Source organism: Pseudovibrio exalbescens, assembly GCF_028737195.1.
GTDB lineage: Bacteria > Pseudomonadota > Alphaproteobacteria > Rhizobiales > Stappiaceae > Pseudovibrio > Pseudovibrio zosterae.
The window spans coordinates 26,565-44,230 of record NZ_JAQZAJ010000003.1 but is presented as its reverse complement, the minus strand read 5'-3'; the positions used below and the strand labels follow the sequence as shown (position 1 = coordinate 44,230).

Genomic DNA, 17,666 nt, shown 5'->3' with positions numbered 1-17,666 from the left:
CTAGTAAGAAAGTCGTGCATTTTCAAGCGCCCCTAGGGCAAGCCGCCGCAGTTTTTTCTGCGACGGCTATAGGTTGATTCATTCTGACTCGCAGTTATTGCGCCGCAATCTGCGACAAAAAACCACCAGATTGACGCTGCCAAAGGTTGGAATAGATGCCTCCAGCCTCCAAAAGCTCCTCGTGCGGCCCCATTTCTACGATTTTTCCCTGATCCATCACAATCAGTCGATCCATCGCAGCAATCGTAGATAACCGGTGCGCAATAGCAATTACGGTCTTTCCCTGCATCAGCTCGAACAGGCTCTCCTGAATGGCCGCCTCGACCTCAGAGTCCAAAGCTGAGGTGGCCTCATCAAGAACAAGGATCGGCGCATCCTTCAACAGCACACGCGCAATGGCGACACGCTGGCGCTGGCCTCCTGAGAGCTTCACGCCACGCTCACCTACGAGCGTATCAAAGGCGGCTCGGCCTTCCTTGTCGCGCAGCTCCTGAATGAACTCCAGTGCATGCGCTCTGCGAGCGGCCTCCGTCGCTTCTTCCAGAGACGCACCTTCCTTGCCGTAGGTGATGTTCTCCAGAATTGTCCGGTGCAACAGCGAGGTATCTTGCGAAACCACACCGATCGCCTGACGCAGACTTTCCTGCCGGACCTGCGAGATGTCCTGCCCGTCGATGGTAATCTTGCCGCCTTCCAGATCATGGAACCGCAGCAGCAGGTTCATCAAGGTCGACTTACCTGCTCCGGAACGCCCCACCAGACCGATTTTCTCGCCCGGCTTGATGGAGAGCGACAGATTTTCCAGCACGCCCTTTTCCTTGCCATAGTGGAAGCGCACGTTCTGGAACTCGATCCCAGCATCCTGAACCACAAGGTCCTTGGCATCTTTCACATCAACAACTTCACGCGGCTTGGACAGGGTCGCCATACCGTCTTGAACAGTACCAACGTTTTCAAACAGACCCGCCACTTCCCAAAGGATCCACTGAGACATGCCCTGCAAACGTAGCACCAGACCAATCGCGATGGCGATATCTCCTGTTGTTACAAGGGCATAGCTCCAAAGGCCAATGGATGTGGCCCCAACCGCGAACAGAAGCAGCATGTTGATGCTGGTCAGGGCGATGTTGAGCAGGGTTACATTGCGCATCTGCCGATGAACAGGATCCATGAAGTCCTTCATGGAGGCCTTGGCATAGTCCTCTTCACGCTCCGCATGGGAGAACAGCTTCACGGTGGAGATGTTTGTATAGGCATCCACCACATGACCTGTCATCACCGAACGCGCATCAGCCTGCTGCCGCGAGATGTCCTTCAGCTTCGGCACGAAGTAGTAAAGCACACCCAGATAGGCAAGCAGCCAGAACACCAACGGCAAAGCCAGTTTCCAGTCAGCTGATGCCAACACAAACACCGCCGCCGTCAGATAGACCACCACGTAGACGAAGATGTCGGCAATCCGGGTCACCACTTCGCGCACTGCCAACGCGCTCTGCATCAACTTGTTGGCAACACGTCCGGCGAAGTCGTTCTGAAAAAACGGCAGGCTTTGGCGCAGCAGATAGCGGTGCCCCTGCCAGCGGATCAGCATGGGGAAGTTCCCCACGATGCCCTGATGGAACACCAGCTGCCAGATGGCCTCAACCACGGGCATGATCAAAAGCACGACAAAGCCCATCCAGAGCAGGTGCGGCCAGTTGTTCTGGAAGAAGGTGGACGGGTCCTCCGTTCCAATCCAGTTCACCAGATCTCCAAGAAACGTGAAAATCGTTACTTCAAGAACGGCAATACAAGCCCCAAAGAACGAAGCCAGTGCCAACAGAGGGGCAAACGGCTTCGTGTAGTACCATATGAACGCCCAAAAAGTGGAAGGGGGCGTCTTCACTTCTGAAGTATTGAACGGGTCCACTAACCCTTCAAATCGAGAGAACATCGAGGCTTCCTTAAAGTCTTATTCTAAAGCCTTCCGGCTGGACTTGAGCAGATGCGTTACCGCATCCGCTCATCGCTCTCATATTTGTCCCGAGAGGGATTTGGGCCTTGCGCCAAGGCCCAGACGAAGCTGCTGATACCAAGCCCGACGACGACAGCGCCTAACAGGCTATCCACCATACTGGACCTGATTTGCTCACCTGTCATGACCTGGCCGTTGCGCTCCGCACTGTCGAGCCCAAAAAAGACGGCCAAGAGTGCCGGCAGAAAGGCAAGCAGAGCAACGCCAACAGTCATGCCAAGAAAAGCAATCCCTCTGTTGAACAAACTGGGTTGTTTAAATGCTTCTTCTTCAGAGAAGCGGAGGCCGTACCGCGGCTCTTTATTGAGCAGCGGATCAGCCCTTGACGCCAAGTGCGCCAAAAGCACGCTAGTAATCATGGTTCTGTCTCTTTCGAGGCGGGCAGAGAACAGCGACACCTCTCCCATAAAGGGAAGCTATCTGCCTCTACCCGATAGATGTAGTGAGATTGTGAAGCTGTTTAGAGCGAGTGGGTGGGCTTAAGCGCGTGTCAGCGCCCCGACAGGGCAAGTCGCGCCAGAGGAAACGTGGCCCAGCACATGTACAATAGTATCTGTCATGTATTGTCTCCCCTTACTAATCACTCAGTTTTACCGGCAGGGCGCCGGCAGTGAGGCCCAATCCTCTGCGATACGCTAGAGATTCGAAGCCGTTGTCCGCTACGGGGTTGTTCCTAAACAATTCCCCGAGAACTGGCCAGTGCTGACGCAGCGGAAAAACGAACAAAATCAGGCGCGTTGCAAAATTGCAACATATGAGTGTTCCCTGTTCGCAACACACCTTCGTCTCTGCCCCTCAAAACCAGTCAACAGCTTTCCCGTGAACGGCCCTTATGTCGGCAGGGACCCACCGCTATCATGATCGCCAACCAGAAACGAAAATCTTGTCCAGCGAGCCGTCATGCCAGACATTGCGCTATACCAGCCCGACATTCCCCAAAACACAGGCACCCTGCTCCGCCTCGCTGCCTGCATGGACGTGCAACTGCACCTGATTGAACCCGCGGGGTTTCCCCTCTCCGATCACGCTTTGAAACGCGCAGGCATGGACTACATCGAGCGCGCCAAGCTGCAACGCCATATCAGCTGGGATGCTTTCCGCGCCTGGCAGCAGCAAGAAGGGCGACGCCTTGTTCTCATGAGCACGAAGGCAGCCGAGCCCTACACGACGTTCACCTTCCAACCCGGCGACATTCTGCTCATGGGGCGGGAGAGTTCGGGTGTGCCAGAAGATGTGCACCATGCCGCAGACCATCGTCTGCTCATCCCAATGAAGAACGGCATGCGCTCCCTCAACATGGCGATCTCAGCGGGCATGGTTCTGGGCGAAGCCCTGCGCCAGACGGATGGCTTTGCGTGACTGCGGCCAAACTACTGCTTGAACCAACCCGCATTTTCACCTAGTTGAGAACAATTCTAAATAAACCAAATGTTTTTGGAGCATGTCATGAGTGAGCGCGGCGGACCGATCCCCTCCAACATCGAAGAGAAAAAGGAAACCGCCACCCGCTGGTTCTCCGAGCTGCGCGATCAGATCTGCGCTGCCTTCGAGAACCTGGAGGACGACATTGCCGTTGAGAACGGCCCCTTGAGCGATCAGCCTGCCGGGCGTTTCGAGCGCACACCATGGGAGCGCACCGATCATACCGGAGCCAAGGGCGGCGGCGGCGTCATGTCCATGATGAAGGGCCGCGTCTTCGAGAAGGTGGGCGTCCACGTGTCAGCGGTGCACGGGGAGTTCTCGCCGGAATTTCGCGGCCAGATCCCCGGAGCCAATAAAGACCCGCGTTTCTGGGCCTCCGGCATTTCCCTCATTGCTCATATGCACAATCCAAATGTGCCAGCGGTGCATATGAACACCCGCATGGTGGTCACCACACGCCAGTGGTTTGGTGGCGGCGCTGACCTGACCCCGGTTCTCGATGCCCGACGCACCCAGGAAGACCCGGACACCATCGCCTTCCATGAGGCCATGAAGGCGGCGTGTCACGGCCACAACGGTGCCGACTACGAGCATTACAAGAAGTGGTGCGACGACTACTTCTACCTCAAGCACCGCAACGAACCGCGCGGTATCGGCGGCATCTTCTACGACTACCACAACACCGGCGACTGGGATGCGGACCTTGCCTTTACCAAGTCCGTTGGCCGCAACTTCCTTGAGATCTACCCGAAGCTTGTGCGTGCGAACTACCTCAAGCCATGGACCGAGGCGCAGCGTGAGGAGCAGCTCGTTCGTCGCGGCAGGTATGTAGAATACAACTTGCTGTACGACCGCGGCACCATCTTCGGGCTGAAGACCGGCGGCAACGTTGCCTCCATCCTCTCCTCCATGCCTCCAGTAGTGAAGTGGCCCTAAGCCACCTCACCCCCCTCTCGTCATCCCAGCGACGTTGAGAGCACGCATCTGCAAGGTGACCACCGCCAAACCGGCGCCTGACCTTCCCTACAGCTGCGGGTGGTATTGAGAAATTCCCACCCACTCGCGTCATCCCGGACAAGTGGCGCGAAAGCGAAACGCAGATCCGGGATCCAGCGCAAAACGGGCACGCACCTGCAAGGTGACCACCGCGAAACCTGCGACCACCCCCCCCTACAGCCGCGGATGGTGTTTAGAAGTTCCCACCCACTCGCGTCATCCCGGACAAGTGACGCGAAAGCGAAACGCAGATCCGGGATCCAGCGCAAAAGGAGCACGCACCTGCAAGGTGACCACCGCGAAACCGGCGCCTGACCCTCCCCTACAGCTGCGGATGGTGTTGAGAAGTTCTCACCCCACTCGCGTCATCCCGGACAAGTGACGCGAAAGCAAAACGCAGATCCGGGATCCAGCGCAAAACGGGCACGCACCAGCGTGCCCCTGTCCCGCATTGAACGCCGACCATAGGGCCTATCTCGGCATCACCATCAGTTCCGGACGAACGATCAGGTCAAACTCATCCGCTGTCACATAGCCAAGCCGCAGGGCCTCCTCACGCAAGGTGGTGTGGTTCTTGTGCGCGGCCTTGGCGATTTCGGTTGCCTTGTCATAGCCGATCTTGGGCGCAAGCGCCGTCACCAGCATGAGCGAGCGTTCCACCAGCTCCTCGATGCGGTCCTTGTTGGCCTTGATGCCCACCACACAGCGGTCGGCAAAGCTCACCATGGCATCACTCATCAGCTGAATGGATTGCAGCACGCTCTCCGCAATCACCGGCTTGAACACGTTAAGTTCAAAATGCCCGGTCGCACCGGCCACCGTCACCGTGGTCTCATTGCCCATCACCTTGGCGCAGACCATGGTCAGTGCCTCCGCCTGAGTGGGGTTCACCTTGCCGGGCATGATGGACGACCCCGGTTCGTTTTCAGGCAGAGAAATCTCGCCCAAGCCGGAACGCGGACCGGACCCGAGAAAGCGGATGTCATTGGCAATTTTCATCAGGGAAACCGCCAGGGTGTTCAGCGCACCATGGGCAAACACAAGGGCGTCGTGGGTCGCCAGCGCCTCAAACTTGTTCTCCGCCGTCTTGAAGGGAAGCCCCGTCACCTCTGCGACCTTCGCGGCAAAGCTTGCGGCAAACTCGGGCGTGGAGTTGATGCCCGTTCCCACCGCAGTGCCGCCTTGCGCCAGCCGATAAAGCCCCACCAGCGCCTGCTCCAGCCGCTCGCGCGATAGGCGAAGCTGCGCCACATAACCGGAAAACTCCTGCCCAAGTGTCAATGGGGTTGCGTCCTGTGTGTGCGTCCGGCCAATCTTCACGATGTCCGCAAACGCCTCCACCTTGGCCTGAAGGGCCTCCTCCAAATGGCGCAGGGCAGGCAGCAGCTTGGTGTTGATTTCCACTGCCGCAGCAATGTGCATGGCGGTCGGAAATGTGTCGTTTGAAGACTGACCCAAATTCACATGGTCGTTGGGGTGCACGGGGTTCTTGGAACCAACCTCCCCGCCGAGAATCTCAATCGCCCGGTTGGCGATCACCTCATTGGCGTTCATGTTGGACTGAGTTCCAGAGCCCGTCTGCCACACGGAAAGTGGAAAGTGCTCGTCCCAGCGCCCGCTGGCCACTTCCTGCGCCGCCTGCTTGATCGCGCCTGCAAGCCTTGGCTCCAGCCGCCCCTCTTGTTCGTTGATGGCAGCGGCGGCCAGCTTCACCACGCCCAGCGCATGCACCAATGGCACCGGCATTTTTTCGATCCCAATGGGAAAGTTGTTCAAGGAACGGGCTGTCTGCGCGCCCCAATACTTGTCCACTGGCACCTCCAAAGGACCAAAACTGTCAGTTTCAGTGCGGGTTACGGCAGCAGTGGACAGCAGACTCATGACGAACTCCTCTTGAAAACGGCAGGCGGCCACTGAAGCCGCCCAAACGAAATCCTAGTGACTATTACGAGGTAAGCACGCCAAATCCGCCAATCAATGCCTGCAGACTGACCTTACCGTGAACAGAGCGTTTTCGAAGGTCTCTCGCCCTTGCATGGTGGCCATCTGCTTGTATGCTCTTCCCTTCCCGTCCTCAACTTCTGCGGATCCGTTCCATGGGCATGCCTCCAGTTTCCGCCATCGGCATTGAAAACTACCGGTCAGTGCGCTCCATCTTCATGCGCGTGGGGGCCCTCAACGTGTTCATTGGCAAGAACGGCACTGGAAAGACCAATCTTTACAAGTCTCTGGAACTTCTCCAGCAGGCTGCTCTTGGTCGCATCACCCGCGCCGTGTCAGAGGATGGCGGCGTGGAAAGCGTCATGTGGGCCGGGGGCCGCAAAGTTCATGACAAGGCGCAGATCCGTTTACGCGCCGATCTGGGCGACCTCTCCTACAAGATCACCCTGGGCCTTCCAAACCCAATTTCCGATCCAGCGCTTCCCCTCGAAACAATGGTGAAGGAGGAGGAGCTGAACCTCCTGACGGGACGCAGACCTGTATGCCTCATGCAGCGCAAAGGCCCAAGCGTCTTCCTGCGAACGAGCGACGGTGAGCGCGTCACCTATGACAACGAGCTGCTGAGCTCGGAGACAGCCCTTGCCAACATTCGCGACGGCGCTCGCTTTCCGGAGCTGGATGTGGTTCGCCACACACTGGCTGAATGGCGGTTTTACCATAGCTTCCGCACCGACAAGGACAGCCCCTTGCGCCAGCCAAGCGCCAATGTCACCACGCCCACCTTGTCCTCCAATGGCAGCGACCTTGCAGCTGTTTACGCCACCTTGAAGGAAATCCGGCAGGACGCCCACCCGCTTTACATGGCGGTGGAAGATGCCTTTCCCGGTAGCCGCCTGCTTATTGAGGCCAATGGTCAGGACTGCCGCTTTTCCCTAGAGACCCCCGAAATCCAGCGCCCCTTCCCGGCAAGAGAGCTGTCGGACGGCACGCTTCAATATCTGGCCCTTCTTGGCGGTCTGCTGTCCTATCGGCTGCCTGCTTTCGTGGCGCTCAACGAACCGGAAACAAGCCTCCACCCAGACTTGCTGGAACCACTCGCCAAGGTCATTGCGCAGGCCGCCGAGCGAGCGCAAATCTGGATTGTCACCCACTCCGAGCAACTCGCCGAACACCTCATCACCCATGCCGGGGCCTATCCGCGCCGCATCTACAAGGAAGAAGGCCAAACCCAGATCGATGGCCTCAAGGTTACAGGCGAGTTTGTGGGCGACGATTAAAACTGTTCTGCAAGGCCACCCATTTTCTTAGTGCCTCCAGAAGACTAAATAACAAGGTGGCTTCACCGCGTTCATGGAACCAGGCAATGACAGAGCAAGAAACCCGCATCACCCACACCTATCCGTCCTCCGTTTTTGTGATGCATCGCAAGCAGATCAACGAAGCTGCCTTCACGCCGCTCACAGAACTGGACCTAAAACGGTGGTTGCTGCACGGGGCAAACTTTGAGGAAGACCTGCTGGACCTTTACAACGCCTTCATGCATCGCCTTGTGGGCGCAGGCTTTCCAATCATCCGCTCCACCTTGCACATGGGCACGCTCCATCCGCAGCTTTATGCCTATGGCTGGCATTGGAACCGCAGGGAAGGCTATTGCGACGAGTTCAAGGTGGAAGAAGCTGTTTTGCAAACGGATTCCTACCGCAAGAACCCGCTCTATCGCTGCATTGAGTTTGGCGAAGAGTTTCACCAGTACCTTCCAAACCAACCGGAAGATAAGCTCAGCCCGTTAATGCGGGAACTGAGGGATTTGGGGCACACGGAATATGCCGCGCTCCCCATGCAAACGGGTGGCAAGCTGCACCACACCGTCACCTTTTCCACCAATCAGGAAGGCGGCTTTACCAAGGACCAGTTCGCCTCCATCCGCATCCTCTTGGACCTTTTTGCCCTGCATGTGGGCCGCCATGCCATCAAGCGCATCGCCCGAAACGTCATGAACACCTATCTGGGCGAGGCGGCAGGCCAGAAGGTATTGGCTGGCAACATCAAGCGCGGCTCGGGGGAGCCCATCAACGCCATCATCTGGGCCTCAGACCTGCGCGGCTCAACAGATCTGTCGGACCGTTTGGAAAACAGCGAAATGCTGCGAGTGCTGAACCGATACTTCGAGTGTCTCGCAGGGGCTGTGATTGACCATGGCGGAGAAGTGCTGAAGTACATAGGCGATGGCCTGCTGGCCGTATTTCCTTTCGACCAGTTCGACACCGACAGCGCAGCGGCAGAGGCGGCACTTTCAGCCGCAAACTCCGCACTGCAGCGCCTCGAAACCCTCAATAATGATGAGGAAGCCCTGCCCGGCATTTCGGGGTGGCGTCCCCTGCGCACCGGCATTGCCCTGCACTCGGGAGAAGTTTTCTTCGGCAACATCGGTGCCCCGCAGCGTCTTGATTTCACCGTGACCGGGAAGGCGGTCAACGTCACCTCACGGGTTGAAAGTCTCACCAAATCCTTGAAAAGACCGTTGCTGGTTACAGAACCCGTGGCCCGGCTCGTGAGCTACGAGCTGGAAGGGCTCGGTCCGCATTCTGTAAAAGGTGTTTCCCAGCCCTTGGAGATTTTCACGCCCAAAGTGCCACACTAGTGCTTTGAACACCTGCTTTCATGGCGGTGTAGGCCCTTCGATCCTACGGGAAAGCAAGGCTTGAGGCTTGGGTGTCACGCTGCCACCCTGCCATGAGATCGAGGAACACACTCAGGTCTTGCAAAGCGGTTTCTAAAGCAAGGCACAGAAGGGGAATGACGCAATGGCTGGCAAACCGTCACCACGAAAGCTGGCAGGGGTTCTTCCCTCCCTCAGTTTCGCAACGCTTGGTGCCATGTTCATCTCCGGCTTTTTTGCAACCATCGCCTTTGACTTTTGGGGCCAGGTCCTCAGTCCGGGCCTTGGCTTTGCAAACCTGTCGCCGCACGGTCTGGCGCGTAGCCTGCTAAGCACCCTTGGCTTGCCGAGCAACGACTTTGCTGGATACTTCGTGCATTTCTACCTTGTCGGCCTCATCGGCTATCCCATTGGCTGGATGTACATCTTCGCGCCAATCTGGCGAATGATCTTTGGCGACACCAACTGGTTTCTTCCCTCCGCCATCTATGGCTTCGGCCTTTGGGTGTTTGCAATTGGCGGCATTACAGCGGTTGCGGGCCTGCCTTTCTTCTTGAACTTCACCGGCATCACATGGGTCGCACTTGTTGGCCATGTGCTCTACGGCATTGTCATGGTTGCACTCTTAAACCTTTTGGAGCACCGCAAGGCCACCTAGTGAGCCCTTTTGGGTGAGCACATCAAACACCCCAACATCGTCCAGGGCCCGCGCGGTCAAGATGGCTCCCTCCATCAACGCGATTGTTCGCAGGGCTTCCGCTTCAATGGCGTCTTCAGCAGCCCCTGGAAACTGGCGGCTGTGAACCCCCTTCAGCCACGCCAGATTACGCTGGAAAAAGTCTCTTGCCGCCAGCTGCACCGGCGCAGAAAGCCCAGCGCTTTCAGCGGCCAGCACACCGCAAAGGCACATCTTGCCTTCCACCATCAGCGCACGGCGAAACAACCCGGCATATGCAGCCAGAAGCGCCTCAGGCCCGCGGCTTTCATCCCCCGGATCGCCCAGAGCCCTCAGGAACCGGTCCGTGTAAGAGCGAGCAACGGCAACCCCGAGCGCATCCTTGGTGGGAAAGTGGTGATGCACGCTGGCGCTTTTAATGCCCACATCACCAGCCACATCCCGGAAGGAAAACCCATGAAATCCAGCGGTGCGGATCCGGCTTTCAGCAGCTTCCACAATGCGCTCCACGGTCGTCTTTTCTGTCTTTGCCATCTCGCACTATTCCCGGTAGCCACCAATGCTCTGACAAGAGCCACCACATTGTTCCCAGCAGAACACCTCGAACCACGAATGCTTTAAACAAGCGGCTTTCCGGCTGGGCACCGGCAAAACCCCGCCACCATGACCTGACCAAGCCAAGTACGCCCAAACACGACACGCCACCTGGCGCCAGACCACCGCAGCCAGACCACCGCAGCCGAAGCCTATCTATTGATAGATAGCCCTTGTCGCGCGCAGAGGCAACAAGCGCTGCGCGGCATTCATAGACTGGCAATTTGCGGCGACCCGAAGCAGGAAACCTCAAACGAATGCAGACCCGCTATTCTCCGCCTTGATGGCATCAGGCGCTCGCGCCGCTGTCCCTCGGCGAGTGTCTGCCCCTTCGCTCTACCGGCCCGCTTTCACCAGCATTTCCTGCACCCTATTCAACTCACGCACCAGGTGCTGAACATCGTCCATGCTCATCTCAAGACCATCGACAGCGCATCGTTGCACTTCGCAGATGCCCTGCCCAAGCGCCCTGCCCTGCGCCGTCAGGCTAATGATTACCTGACGCTCGTCTTTGGCCGACCGTTTCCGCTTCACCAGCCCCATCTCTTCAAGTCGCTTGAGGAGAGGTGTCAGCGTGTTCGATTCCAGAAACAGCGTCTCGCCCAAGTCGCTTACCCGCTGGCCATCCTTCTCAAGAAGCGCAAGAAGCGTGATGTACTGCGGGTAGGTAATGCCCAGCTCTTTCATGAGAGGCTTGTAAAAGCGGTTGAAGGCGTGGTTCGCCTTGTAGATCGCAAAGCAAAGGTGGCTATCAAGCGCAAGCCTCTGAAACTCTTCGCTTTCGCAGCCTTCTGTTACCAAGCCTTGCTGTTTGTTCTTTTCTGACATCCGACCGTCTTTCTGGGGGAGCGGAACGCTCATCGCCATTACATCGCACACGATTATTTCAAATTCTTATTGACAACGCAACACCGTCTCCCGTATTTATATCGCAAACGATTTAATCGCTGCCGATATTCACCACCCTTTACCAAGCTGGAGATAGTCATGTCTGTGAACGTTCTTTATCAAACCGCTGCAGTTGCAACCGGTGGCCGCGACGGCACCGCCAAGACTCTGGACGGTTCTCTTGAGTTGAACCTGTCCACCCCAAAGGAGCTGGGCGGAGCCGGTGGTGCGGGCAACAACCCCGAGCAGCTGTTTGCAGCTGGCTACGCCGCGTGTTTCATTGGGGCCATGAAATTCGTCGCATCTCAGCGTTCCGACGTGACCATCCCGGCAGATGCCAATGTGGAAGCGACCGTTGGCATCGGCCCTCGCTCCGAAGGCGGCTTTGGTCTTGAGGTTGCACTGAAGGTCGCCCTTCCGGGCCTGGACAAGGCACTGGCTGAAGAAGTCGTCGCCGCTGCGCACGAAGTCTGCCCTTATTCCAACGCAACCCGCAACAACATCGCGGTCCAGCTGTCCCTCGCATAACAGCCTGCACTTCTTGCCCCGCAAACACCCAGCAGCGCAGCTTCCCAAGTTGCGCTGTTTCCTTATCCGCATAAACGTCCCCCTCAGATGGAGGAGTGGACCCCTTTGGCTGTTTAAGTAAAAGACCTCCCTGCTGGCCCAACCTACGGCATGCCTGCGATCAGATTTTTCTGTTTGTCAGCGTCAAGGCGGGTTAAGTTCGGGCCACTGTCGGGGTTGTGTCGGGTTCGTGTCGTGGTGTTTTTCCCGCCAAATGCGAAAGATCGAGGCGTTCGAAGGGGGCCAGAGGTAATGAAGGTGAAAGAGCTACGTCAGCAAAAAGGGCTGTCGCAAGAGCAGCTTGCCGAGATGGCAGGCGTCAGTACCCGCACTTTGCAGCGTATTGAAAATGGTGCCAACCCAAGCACCGAAACCTTGAAGTGCCTGGCCTCCGCATTAGAGATCAACTTTGCCGATCTGCGGGAGACACCTCACATGACGCATCCAGACACCCACGAAAACACAGAGCCCACACCCGCCATGCTGGCCGCTGTGCGCGCCTATGACGCCAAAAACGAGCAGCAGGAAACCGTCAACTCATTCAAAGGGCATCTTTCGCGCTACCTGATCGTGATGGCCGTGCTCACGCTCATCAATCTGGTCACCAACCCTGACTACTTCTGGGTTGTCTGGCCCGCTCTAGGCTGGGGCATCGCAATTGCCTTCCACGCTTGGGACGCCTTCATGGTAAAGCGCCAGGTGTCCAGCTCGTCCTGACAGAGTAACACCCCGTTCACTCTCACAACTCAGGACACGAAAACACAATGCTTCTGCAAATTTTTACAGGCGCCCCGTTGTGGGTTTGGCCGCTCTTCGTCCTGCTCTGCGTCATCGGCATCAGAGCAACAAAGCCCCGCTGCACGTCCATCAAGTCCTTCCTGATCCTGCCGCTCCTTGGAATTCTGTCTGCGGCATACTTTGCAGCACTCCCCCACCCGGCACTGGCGTGGAGCAGTTTTCTGGGCTTTGGCGGCCTTGGGGGCTTGGTCTTCTTTTCGTGGCAACGCGGCCAGATCGGCGGCATTTACGGCCCCAAGGTGGAGCTTGCCGGTGAATGGGCCACCTTCGCCATGATCATGCTCTCGTTCTGGAGCAACTTCGGCTACGGTGTTTTCTCCGCGGTCGCCCCAAGCGCCGCAACCACCTCGTTAGCCATCGCCCTGTATGCCTCATTCATCGGGTTCGCAGGAGGAAGCTTCAGCGGCAGAGCCATTCAAATTCTGGTGCAGGCGCGCAAGACCAACCAGACCCCGCCGCCGTTGCAGCAAACGCGCTAGGAACAAACAAAAAGCCCCACCAGAGGCGGGGCCTTAAAGTCGCAATTTGGGTTCAGTCTGAGTTTCAGCTTATGGCTGCTGAATGGCAGATAGCTTCCAAGGTTCGCCCGCTTGCCGGACGAACGTCCAGATTTCGGTGCGCTCTTCCGGTACCTCCGGGTTACCCTCAACCACCTTGTTGGTGGCACGTTCGCGGGTCACATCAATAGACTCATAACGCATGGCAACCGTTGCAAAGTCTTGGTCGCCCTCGCGCCACGCTTCAGAAAGGTCGCCCTGAAGCAACTTGATGTCGCGCACTTCGTTGATCAGGCCGTTGGACGCCGCTTGGCCCAGCTCCTCAGCGAAGTAACCCATGATTTCCGGCGTGGTCAGCTGACGGATGGCACCATAGTCCTCGTTGCCATAAGCGGTCCACACCGTGGTCAGCATCTCTTCGAAACGGTCAAAGTCATCAGCGGTCAGGCCGACTTCATCGTCTGCCGGGGTAGCACTTTCTACAGCTGGTGCGCCCTGCTCCTCGTGGATCGGGCGCGCACCTGCATTGGGCACAGAGCTGCCAGCCCGTGCGCCACCAGCGTCATTGAACTCGAAGTTCTGGCTCGGGTGCGGCGCATAGCCGTGTCCGGCACCTGCCGCCTGCGGTTGCTGGCGCGAGCGCAAGAAACGCATCAACAGCCACACCGCGCCGCCAATCAGCAGCAACTGGAACAAGAGGCCCATGAAACCGGCAAAGCCGCCGAGGCCGTGGCCCATCAACATGCCAATCAGACCGCCAAGCATCAAGCCGCCCAGCATGGTGCCCATGAAGCCACCACCAAACATGCCACGACGCTGCTGGGTTGCGGCACCGGCCTGCTGGGTCCGGGTCTGCTGTGCTGCACCGGCAGGCTGAGTGGCCTGATTGTTGGGCGTCATGGACCGTTGCAAGGGCTGGGTCTGCGGCGCTGTGTTGGTCGTCTTCGGTGCGGTATAGGTGCGAGACCCCCGGCTGCCGAAGCTGAAGCCACGTTTCGCTTCCGCGAACTCGGCTGTTACAAAAATAACGGCGACTGACAAGATCAACAGGCTCAGTACCCGCCGAGATTTAGTAAAAAAACGCATGTGTTTCCTGCAGTAACAAGACAAAAACCGATCTACTCTCGGATATAGTCAGGCTACGCTGGAATAAAAGTATCTCAGATGTGTTTTTTATTGGAGACACGCGCCGGGAAAGCCCCGCCGTGCGATGGCACGACACGTTTCCTGCCACTCGCAGCCGCCACACGCCTGCTGCATCCGCCCCTCTTGATAGGCCGCGCGCAACTTCGCAATCTCGGGACCAGAAAGTGAAAATGCTTCACCCATTGGCAAAGCCCGGCCCAGAACCTTCTGCACCTCCTCAATGGCGCTGGCGTCGCGTTCAATCACGCTGTCGTTGAAGCAGTGCGGCTCGTCTTCCGTTTCAATCAGGCACTGACAGATGTCATCGGGGCCAGCAACCAGCCGGATGTCCTCTCCCGTGTTCAGCCGTTCAACAATCCGCAGGTAGTTTGCGGTGAACGCCGGGTTATACCCCTTGCCCACAAAGGTCAGCATGCACAACAGGTGATGACCGCGCAGCTCAACTGTCATTGCTCCTCCGCTTCCAACACTTCAGCAAGCAGCACCTCTCGCCCCTTCTGATAGTCAGAGGCCGTCCAGCTCTCCTTCGCCGCCGCCAACAACTCGCCAATCCGGGGGCCAGGTGCAAGACCGGCTTGGATCAGATCCCGACCGGCAAGTGGAAGGGTCGGCACCTCCCAGCTTTCGGCAAAGGCGAGCGGTGCCCGCAGTGCCTCTGGGCTCTCAACTTCCAATGCGGAAAGAAGAATACCATCCGACACCGCCTGGGGGGATAAGTCTACCATCAGCGACTTCAGATGCACCTCATCCAGCCCATTTCGGGCAAGTGCATGGCGGGCTGCGTTGGCACGCTCCTCACGCTTGCAGAAAACCCCGGAAAAACGCAAACCAGCGCAAATCCTTTCATTTTTCAACGCAACCATCCGCAGGTCTTTATCCCCCTGCCGGCCGAGCGTCGCTTCTGCAACCATCACTGCCAAAACCCGGTCAAGGCTTGTGGGCTCGCCCAGCGCCAACTCAAGAATGCCGTTGCCATCCATCAGCTGCAAAACCTCAGCCGCCCTCGGCGCTTCTAAAAGTCGGCTCAGTTCCTTGGTGACGCGTTCAGCAGAAAGCCCTGAAATACCTTGCTTTTCAGCAGCACAAGCCGCAATGGCAATTGGGTCAGCCGCCCCCACACCATAGGTCGCGAAAAACCGGAAATACCGCAGGATGCGCAGATAGTCCTCGCGAATACGCTGGACGGCATCGCCAATAAAGCGCACACGCCGGTTCAAGCAGTCCTCAACCCCGCCAAGGGGGTCAAAAAGCACCCCCTCCCGGTCGACGTAAAGCGCATTCATGGTGAAATCGCGCCGAGCAGCGTCCCGTGCCCAGTCCCGGCCAAAGTGCACAACTGCGTGACGCCCGTTGGTCTCAACGTCCTCGCGCAAAGTGGTCACTTCAAAAGGTATCCCCTCGCAAACAAGGGTCACCGTACCATGGTCAATGCCCGTGGGAACGGCCTTCAGGCCCGCAGCCTCAGCTCGCTGAACGGTGATCTCAGGAAGGGCGGTGCAGGCTATGTCAACGTCGTCAACCCGTTCACCCAAAAGGGCATTTCGCACAGGCCCGCCAACAACGCGGGCGCGATCCCCGCCTTGTTCCAGAACATCAAACACGCGTTGAATGGCATCCGTTTCCAGCCATTCCTTGGTAATCAACTCAGCCATTCGGCTCTTCGTATCCCCCTGGGACGAACACACCATCAATCATCTGCGCAGGGCGATACTGAGAGCCTTGAGGGGCATAACCCACCGCCGCCATCACGATGAAGCTTGCAGCCACCAGTGCTAGACCGGAAATGGCAAGCCAGGCAATGGGGCCATCACGGAACTTGCGATCCTCTTTCGCCTTCTTACCAAGATACAGCCAGATTGCGTATCCGATGAAGGGAACAAGGAACAAAAGTCCATGGGTGATAAGTACTCGAAGCATCAGGCATATACCGTGTTGTAAAGGCAGCGTAAGATCCCTGCAGTGACCCCCCAAATGTAGCGGTCCTCATAGGGCATGGCGTAGAAAAAGCGTTGTTTTCCAGCGAACTCGCGGGATTGTGTCAAATGGTTCTGCGGGTTCATCAAAAATGAAAGCGGCACTTCAAACACATCCTCAACCTCATCCGGATTGGGAGTAAGTTTGAGTTCCGTCGAAGCTGTGGCGAGGATTGGCACCACCTTGTAGCCAGAGCCGGTCATGTAGGTGCCCATCGGCCCGATTGTGTTCACACAGGAGGGGTCCAGCCCCACCTCTTCCTGCGCCTCGCGCAGTGCCGCAGCAATGGGCCCGTTATCCTCCTTGTCGATCTTGCCGCCAGGCAGCGCGATCTGGCCCGCATGAGAGCGCAAGTGAGCGGTGCGCTGGGTCAGTACGATCCGCGCATCCGGACCATGGTTCACCGCAAGGATCAGCACCGCCGCGTCACGCAGCTTGCGTTCCTGCTCGGCTGAATAGGCGAAATCGGGGTTCAGCAGATGGTCGCCCCCCACCCAGTTCCCATGGGAGTTTAGGCGCTGCTGCGCCCGCTGCCGAAAGCCGTCTATCGAATACAGATCAGGTTTATCCCCGGGGGATGCATGCATCAGATTTGCAGGGCTCAAGCTCACTTATCCTCCAGTCGTTCTGCCGGGAAGAATGCCCCATTACTCTCAATCCCGAGAACAGATCCACCATCAACGTCATGCTCAATCATGTGGTCCGCCAACTCATAGAGCAGCGGCCGCGCCAACAAGGCTTCCAGTTTGCCGCGCACATGGATGTACGGCTTCAACCCGCCTGTTGCTTCTTCATTCTCAAACCGCATGGGGTGCTCAGGTCCTGCCGCTATCACATCGCCCGTATTGGTTCTGAACGTAAAGAGCGGGCCTTCGCCATCCTCACCCGGTTGATAGTCCATCTCAACCGCCAGAAACGGCGCATCGTCCACCGTAAGGCCAATCTTCTCAACTGGGGTTACGAGATAGTATTTTCCGTCGTCATCCCGCTTCAACACGCTGGCAAAAAGGTTGACCAAGGCCTGCCGCGTAATCGGCGTGCCCATATAGTACCATTGACCATCGCTGGCGATCCGCATGTCCAGATCCCCACAAAATGGTGGATCCCATTTATCAATAGGTGGCAGAGACTTATCAGCGCCTCCCGCTCGATCAATCAAGGCTTGAAGGCCTGCCGGCATTTTCAGTTCGCTCATCTTTGGCCGCTCCTCCTTTGATTGTCTCTATGGTAAAGCTCTGAAATCGCAAGTACAGTGGGTTGCAACCAGTCATCAGTATGAGCTGAGACGGGAGCACCCTTTAAAATCTATGCATTCTTGCGGAAACTGCAATCGTGAAACGCGCCGAGGGTTGATCACCATCATGAAAACTACGTTGCGTTCTCATCATGTTAAGGCAATCATTGGACACTTGTTTAGATGCCGCAATTTTGACATCTCCGTGAAATTGCATGGAACACTTCCAGATTGAACCCAATATGATGGGTGGTCAATTT

Annotated in this window: 19 protein-coding genes; 8 read left to right on the top strand and 11 right to left on the bottom strand. The window is 57.4% G+C overall.

What is annotated here, in order from left to right; all coding sequences use genetic code 11:
• Positions 1-94: 94 nt before the first annotated feature.
• Both PUV47_RS09645 and PUV47_RS09640 read right to left on the bottom strand, forming a co-directional pair.
• The gene (locus PUV47_RS09645) at positions 95-1,933 is read right to left on the bottom strand and encodes an ABC transporter ATP-binding protein (protein WP_274218348.1); all 1,839 of its coding nucleotides are present in this window, start codon (positions 1,931-1,933) and stop codon (positions 95-97) included.
• Between the two features lie 56 nt (positions 1,934-1,989).
• Positions 1,990-2,373, bottom strand: a complete 384-nt coding sequence (locus PUV47_RS09640) for a hypothetical protein (protein WP_274218347.1) — start codon at positions 2,371-2,373, stop codon at positions 1,990-1,992.
• Positions 2,374-2,914: 541 nt separating this feature from the next.
• Between PUV47_RS09640 and PUV47_RS09635 the strand changes: the two genes are divergently transcribed.
• Complete coding sequence (locus tag PUV47_RS09635) at positions 2,915-3,373, top strand: tRNA (cytidine(34)-2'-O)-methyltransferase (RefSeq protein ID WP_274218346.1); 459 nt, start codon at positions 2,915-2,917, stop codon at positions 3,371-3,373.
• A gap of 87 nt (positions 3,374-3,460) precedes the next feature.
• On the top strand, positions 3,461-4,372 hold the full coding sequence (gene hemF, locus PUV47_RS09630) for an oxygen-dependent coproporphyrinogen oxidase (protein WP_274218345.1): 912 nt from the start codon (positions 3,461-3,463) through the stop codon (positions 4,370-4,372).
• A 531-nt stretch (positions 4,373-4,903) separates the two neighbouring features.
• Here the strand turns inward: hemF and fumC are convergent.
• Positions 4,904-6,313 carry a class II fumarate hydratase gene (gene fumC, locus PUV47_RS09625; RefSeq protein WP_274218344.1) on the bottom strand — a complete coding sequence of 470 codons (1,410 nt, stop codon included), beginning with the start codon at positions 6,311-6,313 and terminating at the stop codon, positions 4,904-4,906.
• 215 nt (positions 6,314-6,528) lie between these two features.
• Here fumC and PUV47_RS09620 point away from each other — a divergent pair, with 215 nt between their 5' ends.
• The 3 genes from PUV47_RS09620 to PUV47_RS09610 all read left to right on the top strand — a co-directional run bounded on the left by PUV47_RS09620 (position 6,529) and on the right by PUV47_RS09610 (position 9,690).
• Positions 6,529-7,650, top strand: a complete 1,122-nt coding sequence (locus PUV47_RS09620) for an AAA family ATPase (RefSeq protein ID WP_274218343.1) — start codon at positions 6,529-6,531, stop codon at positions 7,648-7,650.
• Between the two features lie 86 nt (positions 7,651-7,736).
• Positions 7,737-9,014, top strand: a complete 1,278-nt coding sequence (locus PUV47_RS09615; RefSeq protein ID WP_274218342.1) for an adenylate/guanylate cyclase domain-containing protein — start codon at positions 7,737-7,739, stop codon at positions 9,012-9,014.
• A 163-nt stretch (positions 9,015-9,177) separates the two neighbouring features.
• Complete coding sequence (locus PUV47_RS09610) at positions 9,178-9,690, top strand: hypothetical protein (RefSeq protein ID WP_274218341.1); 513 nt, start codon at positions 9,178-9,180, stop codon at positions 9,688-9,690.
• Here the strand turns inward: PUV47_RS09610 and PUV47_RS09605 are convergent.
• Entirely contained in the window at positions 9,658-10,242 is a 585-nt protein-coding gene (locus PUV47_RS09605) for a TetR/AcrR family transcriptional regulator (RefSeq protein WP_274218340.1), read from the bottom strand. The two genes, PUV47_RS09610 and PUV47_RS09605, sit on opposite strands and share 33 nt — an antisense overlap.
• A 396-nt stretch (positions 10,243-10,638) precedes the next feature.
• Positions 10,639-11,130: a MarR family winged helix-turn-helix transcriptional regulator gene (locus PUV47_RS09600; protein WP_274218339.1), complete on the bottom strand. Its 492-nt coding sequence runs from the start codon at positions 11,128-11,130 to the stop codon at positions 10,639-10,641.
• A gap of 159 nt (positions 11,131-11,289) precedes the next feature.
• Here PUV47_RS09600 and PUV47_RS09595 point away from each other — a divergent pair, with 159 nt between their 5' ends.
• From PUV47_RS09595 to PUV47_RS09585, 3 genes are all read left to right on the top strand, one after another.
• Complete coding sequence (locus tag PUV47_RS09595; protein WP_274218338.1) at positions 11,290-11,718, top strand: organic hydroperoxide resistance protein; 429 nt, start codon at positions 11,290-11,292, stop codon at positions 11,716-11,718.
• Between the two features lie 291 nt (positions 11,719-12,009).
• Positions 12,010-12,474, top strand: coding sequence for a helix-turn-helix domain-containing protein (locus PUV47_RS09590; RefSeq protein WP_274218337.1), 465 nt, complete (start codon positions 12,010-12,012; stop codon positions 12,472-12,474).
• Between the two features lie 47 nt (positions 12,475-12,521).
• Positions 12,522-13,034: a hypothetical protein gene (locus tag PUV47_RS09585; RefSeq protein ID WP_274218336.1), complete on the top strand. Its 513-nt coding sequence runs from the start codon at positions 12,522-12,524 to the stop codon at positions 13,032-13,034.
• Positions 13,035-13,103: 69 nt separating this feature from the next.
• Here PUV47_RS09585 and PUV47_RS09580 read toward each other — a convergent pair whose 3' ends face one another.
• The 6 genes from PUV47_RS09580 to PUV47_RS09555 all read right to left on the bottom strand — a co-directional run bounded on the left by PUV47_RS09580 (position 13,104) and on the right by PUV47_RS09555 (position 17,367).
• Entirely contained in the window at positions 13,104-14,138 is a 1,035-nt protein-coding gene (locus PUV47_RS09580) for a Tim44 domain-containing protein (RefSeq protein ID WP_274218335.1), read from the bottom strand.
• A gap of 87 nt (positions 14,139-14,225) precedes the next feature.
• Positions 14,226-14,648 (bottom strand): DUF1284 domain-containing protein, encoded by a 423-nt coding sequence (locus PUV47_RS09575; protein WP_274218334.1) that lies wholly within the window; start codon positions 14,646-14,648, stop codon positions 14,226-14,228.
• Positions 14,645-15,850 (bottom strand): CCA tRNA nucleotidyltransferase, encoded by a 1,206-nt coding sequence (locus PUV47_RS09570; RefSeq protein WP_274218333.1) that lies wholly within the window; start codon positions 15,848-15,850, stop codon positions 14,645-14,647. The genes PUV47_RS09575 and PUV47_RS09570 overlap by 4 nt, the downstream gene beginning before the upstream one ends.
• The gene (locus PUV47_RS09565) at positions 15,843-16,115 is read right to left on the bottom strand and encodes a DUF6111 family protein (RefSeq protein WP_274218332.1); all 273 of its coding nucleotides are present in this window, start codon (positions 16,113-16,115) and stop codon (positions 15,843-15,845) included. The genes PUV47_RS09570 and PUV47_RS09565 overlap by 8 nt, the downstream gene beginning before the upstream one ends.
• Entirely contained in the window at positions 16,115-16,783 is a 669-nt protein-coding gene (locus PUV47_RS09560) for a CoA pyrophosphatase (protein WP_274218331.1), read from the bottom strand. Before PUV47_RS09560 ends, PUV47_RS09565 begins: the two co-directional genes overlap by 1 nt.
• Entirely contained in the window at positions 16,780-17,367 is a 588-nt protein-coding gene (locus PUV47_RS09555) for a DUF1285 domain-containing protein (protein ID WP_274218330.1), read from the bottom strand. The genes PUV47_RS09560 and PUV47_RS09555 overlap by 4 nt, the downstream gene beginning before the upstream one ends.
• Positions 17,368-17,666 lie beyond the last annotated feature (299 nt).

Bases quoted from the DNA above. Each gene is read 5' to 3' on its own strand.
- PUV47_RS09645 (WP_274218348.1), bottom strand. From the start codon at position 1,933: ATGTTCTCTCGATTTGAAGGGTTAGTGGACCCGTTCAATACTTCAGAA.
- PUV47_RS09640 (WP_274218347.1), bottom strand. From the start codon at position 2,373: ATGATTACTAGCGTGCTTTTGGCGCACTTGGCGTCAAGGGCTGATCCG.
- PUV47_RS09635 (WP_274218346.1), top strand. From the start codon at position 2,915: ATGCCAGACATTGCGCTATACCAGCCCGACATTCCCCAAAACACAGGC.
- hemF (WP_274218345.1), top strand. From the start codon at position 3,461: ATGAGTGAGCGCGGCGGACCGATCCCCTCCAACATCGAAGAGAAAAAG.
- fumC (WP_274218344.1), bottom strand. From the start codon at position 6,313: ATGAGTCTGCTGTCCACTGCTGCCGTAACCCGCACTGAAACTGACAGT.
- PUV47_RS09620 (WP_274218343.1), top strand. From the start codon at position 6,529: ATGGGCATGCCTCCAGTTTCCGCCATCGGCATTGAAAACTACCGGTCA.
- PUV47_RS09615 (WP_274218342.1), top strand. From the start codon at position 7,737: ATGACAGAGCAAGAAACCCGCATCACCCACACCTATCCGTCCTCCGTT.
- PUV47_RS09610 (WP_274218341.1), top strand. From the start codon at position 9,178: ATGGCTGGCAAACCGTCACCACGAAAGCTGGCAGGGGTTCTTCCCTCC.
- PUV47_RS09605 (WP_274218340.1), bottom strand. From the start codon at position 10,242: ATGGCAAAGACAGAAAAGACGACCGTGGAGCGCATTGTGGAAGCTGCT.
- PUV47_RS09600 (WP_274218339.1), bottom strand. From the start codon at position 11,130: ATGTCAGAAAAGAACAAACAGCAAGGCTTGGTAACAGAAGGCTGCGAA.
- PUV47_RS09595 (WP_274218338.1), top strand. From the start codon at position 11,290: ATGTCTGTGAACGTTCTTTATCAAACCGCTGCAGTTGCAACCGGTGGC.
- PUV47_RS09590 (WP_274218337.1), top strand. From the start codon at position 12,010: ATGAAGGTGAAAGAGCTACGTCAGCAAAAAGGGCTGTCGCAAGAGCAG.
- PUV47_RS09585 (WP_274218336.1), top strand. From the start codon at position 12,522: ATGCTTCTGCAAATTTTTACAGGCGCCCCGTTGTGGGTTTGGCCGCTC.
- PUV47_RS09580 (WP_274218335.1), bottom strand. From the start codon at position 14,138: ATGCGTTTTTTTACTAAATCTCGGCGGGTACTGAGCCTGTTGATCTTG.
- PUV47_RS09575 (WP_274218334.1), bottom strand. From the start codon at position 14,648: ATGACAGTTGAGCTGCGCGGTCATCACCTGTTGTGCATGCTGACCTTT.
- PUV47_RS09570 (WP_274218333.1), bottom strand. From the start codon at position 15,850: ATGGCTGAGTTGATTACCAAGGAATGGCTGGAAACGGATGCCATTCAA.
- PUV47_RS09565 (WP_274218332.1), bottom strand. From the start codon at position 16,115: ATGCTTCGAGTACTTATCACCCATGGACTTTTGTTCCTTGTTCCCTTC.
- PUV47_RS09555 (WP_274218330.1), bottom strand. From the start codon at position 17,367: ATGAGCGAACTGAAAATGCCGGCAGGCCTTCAAGCCTTGATTGATCGA.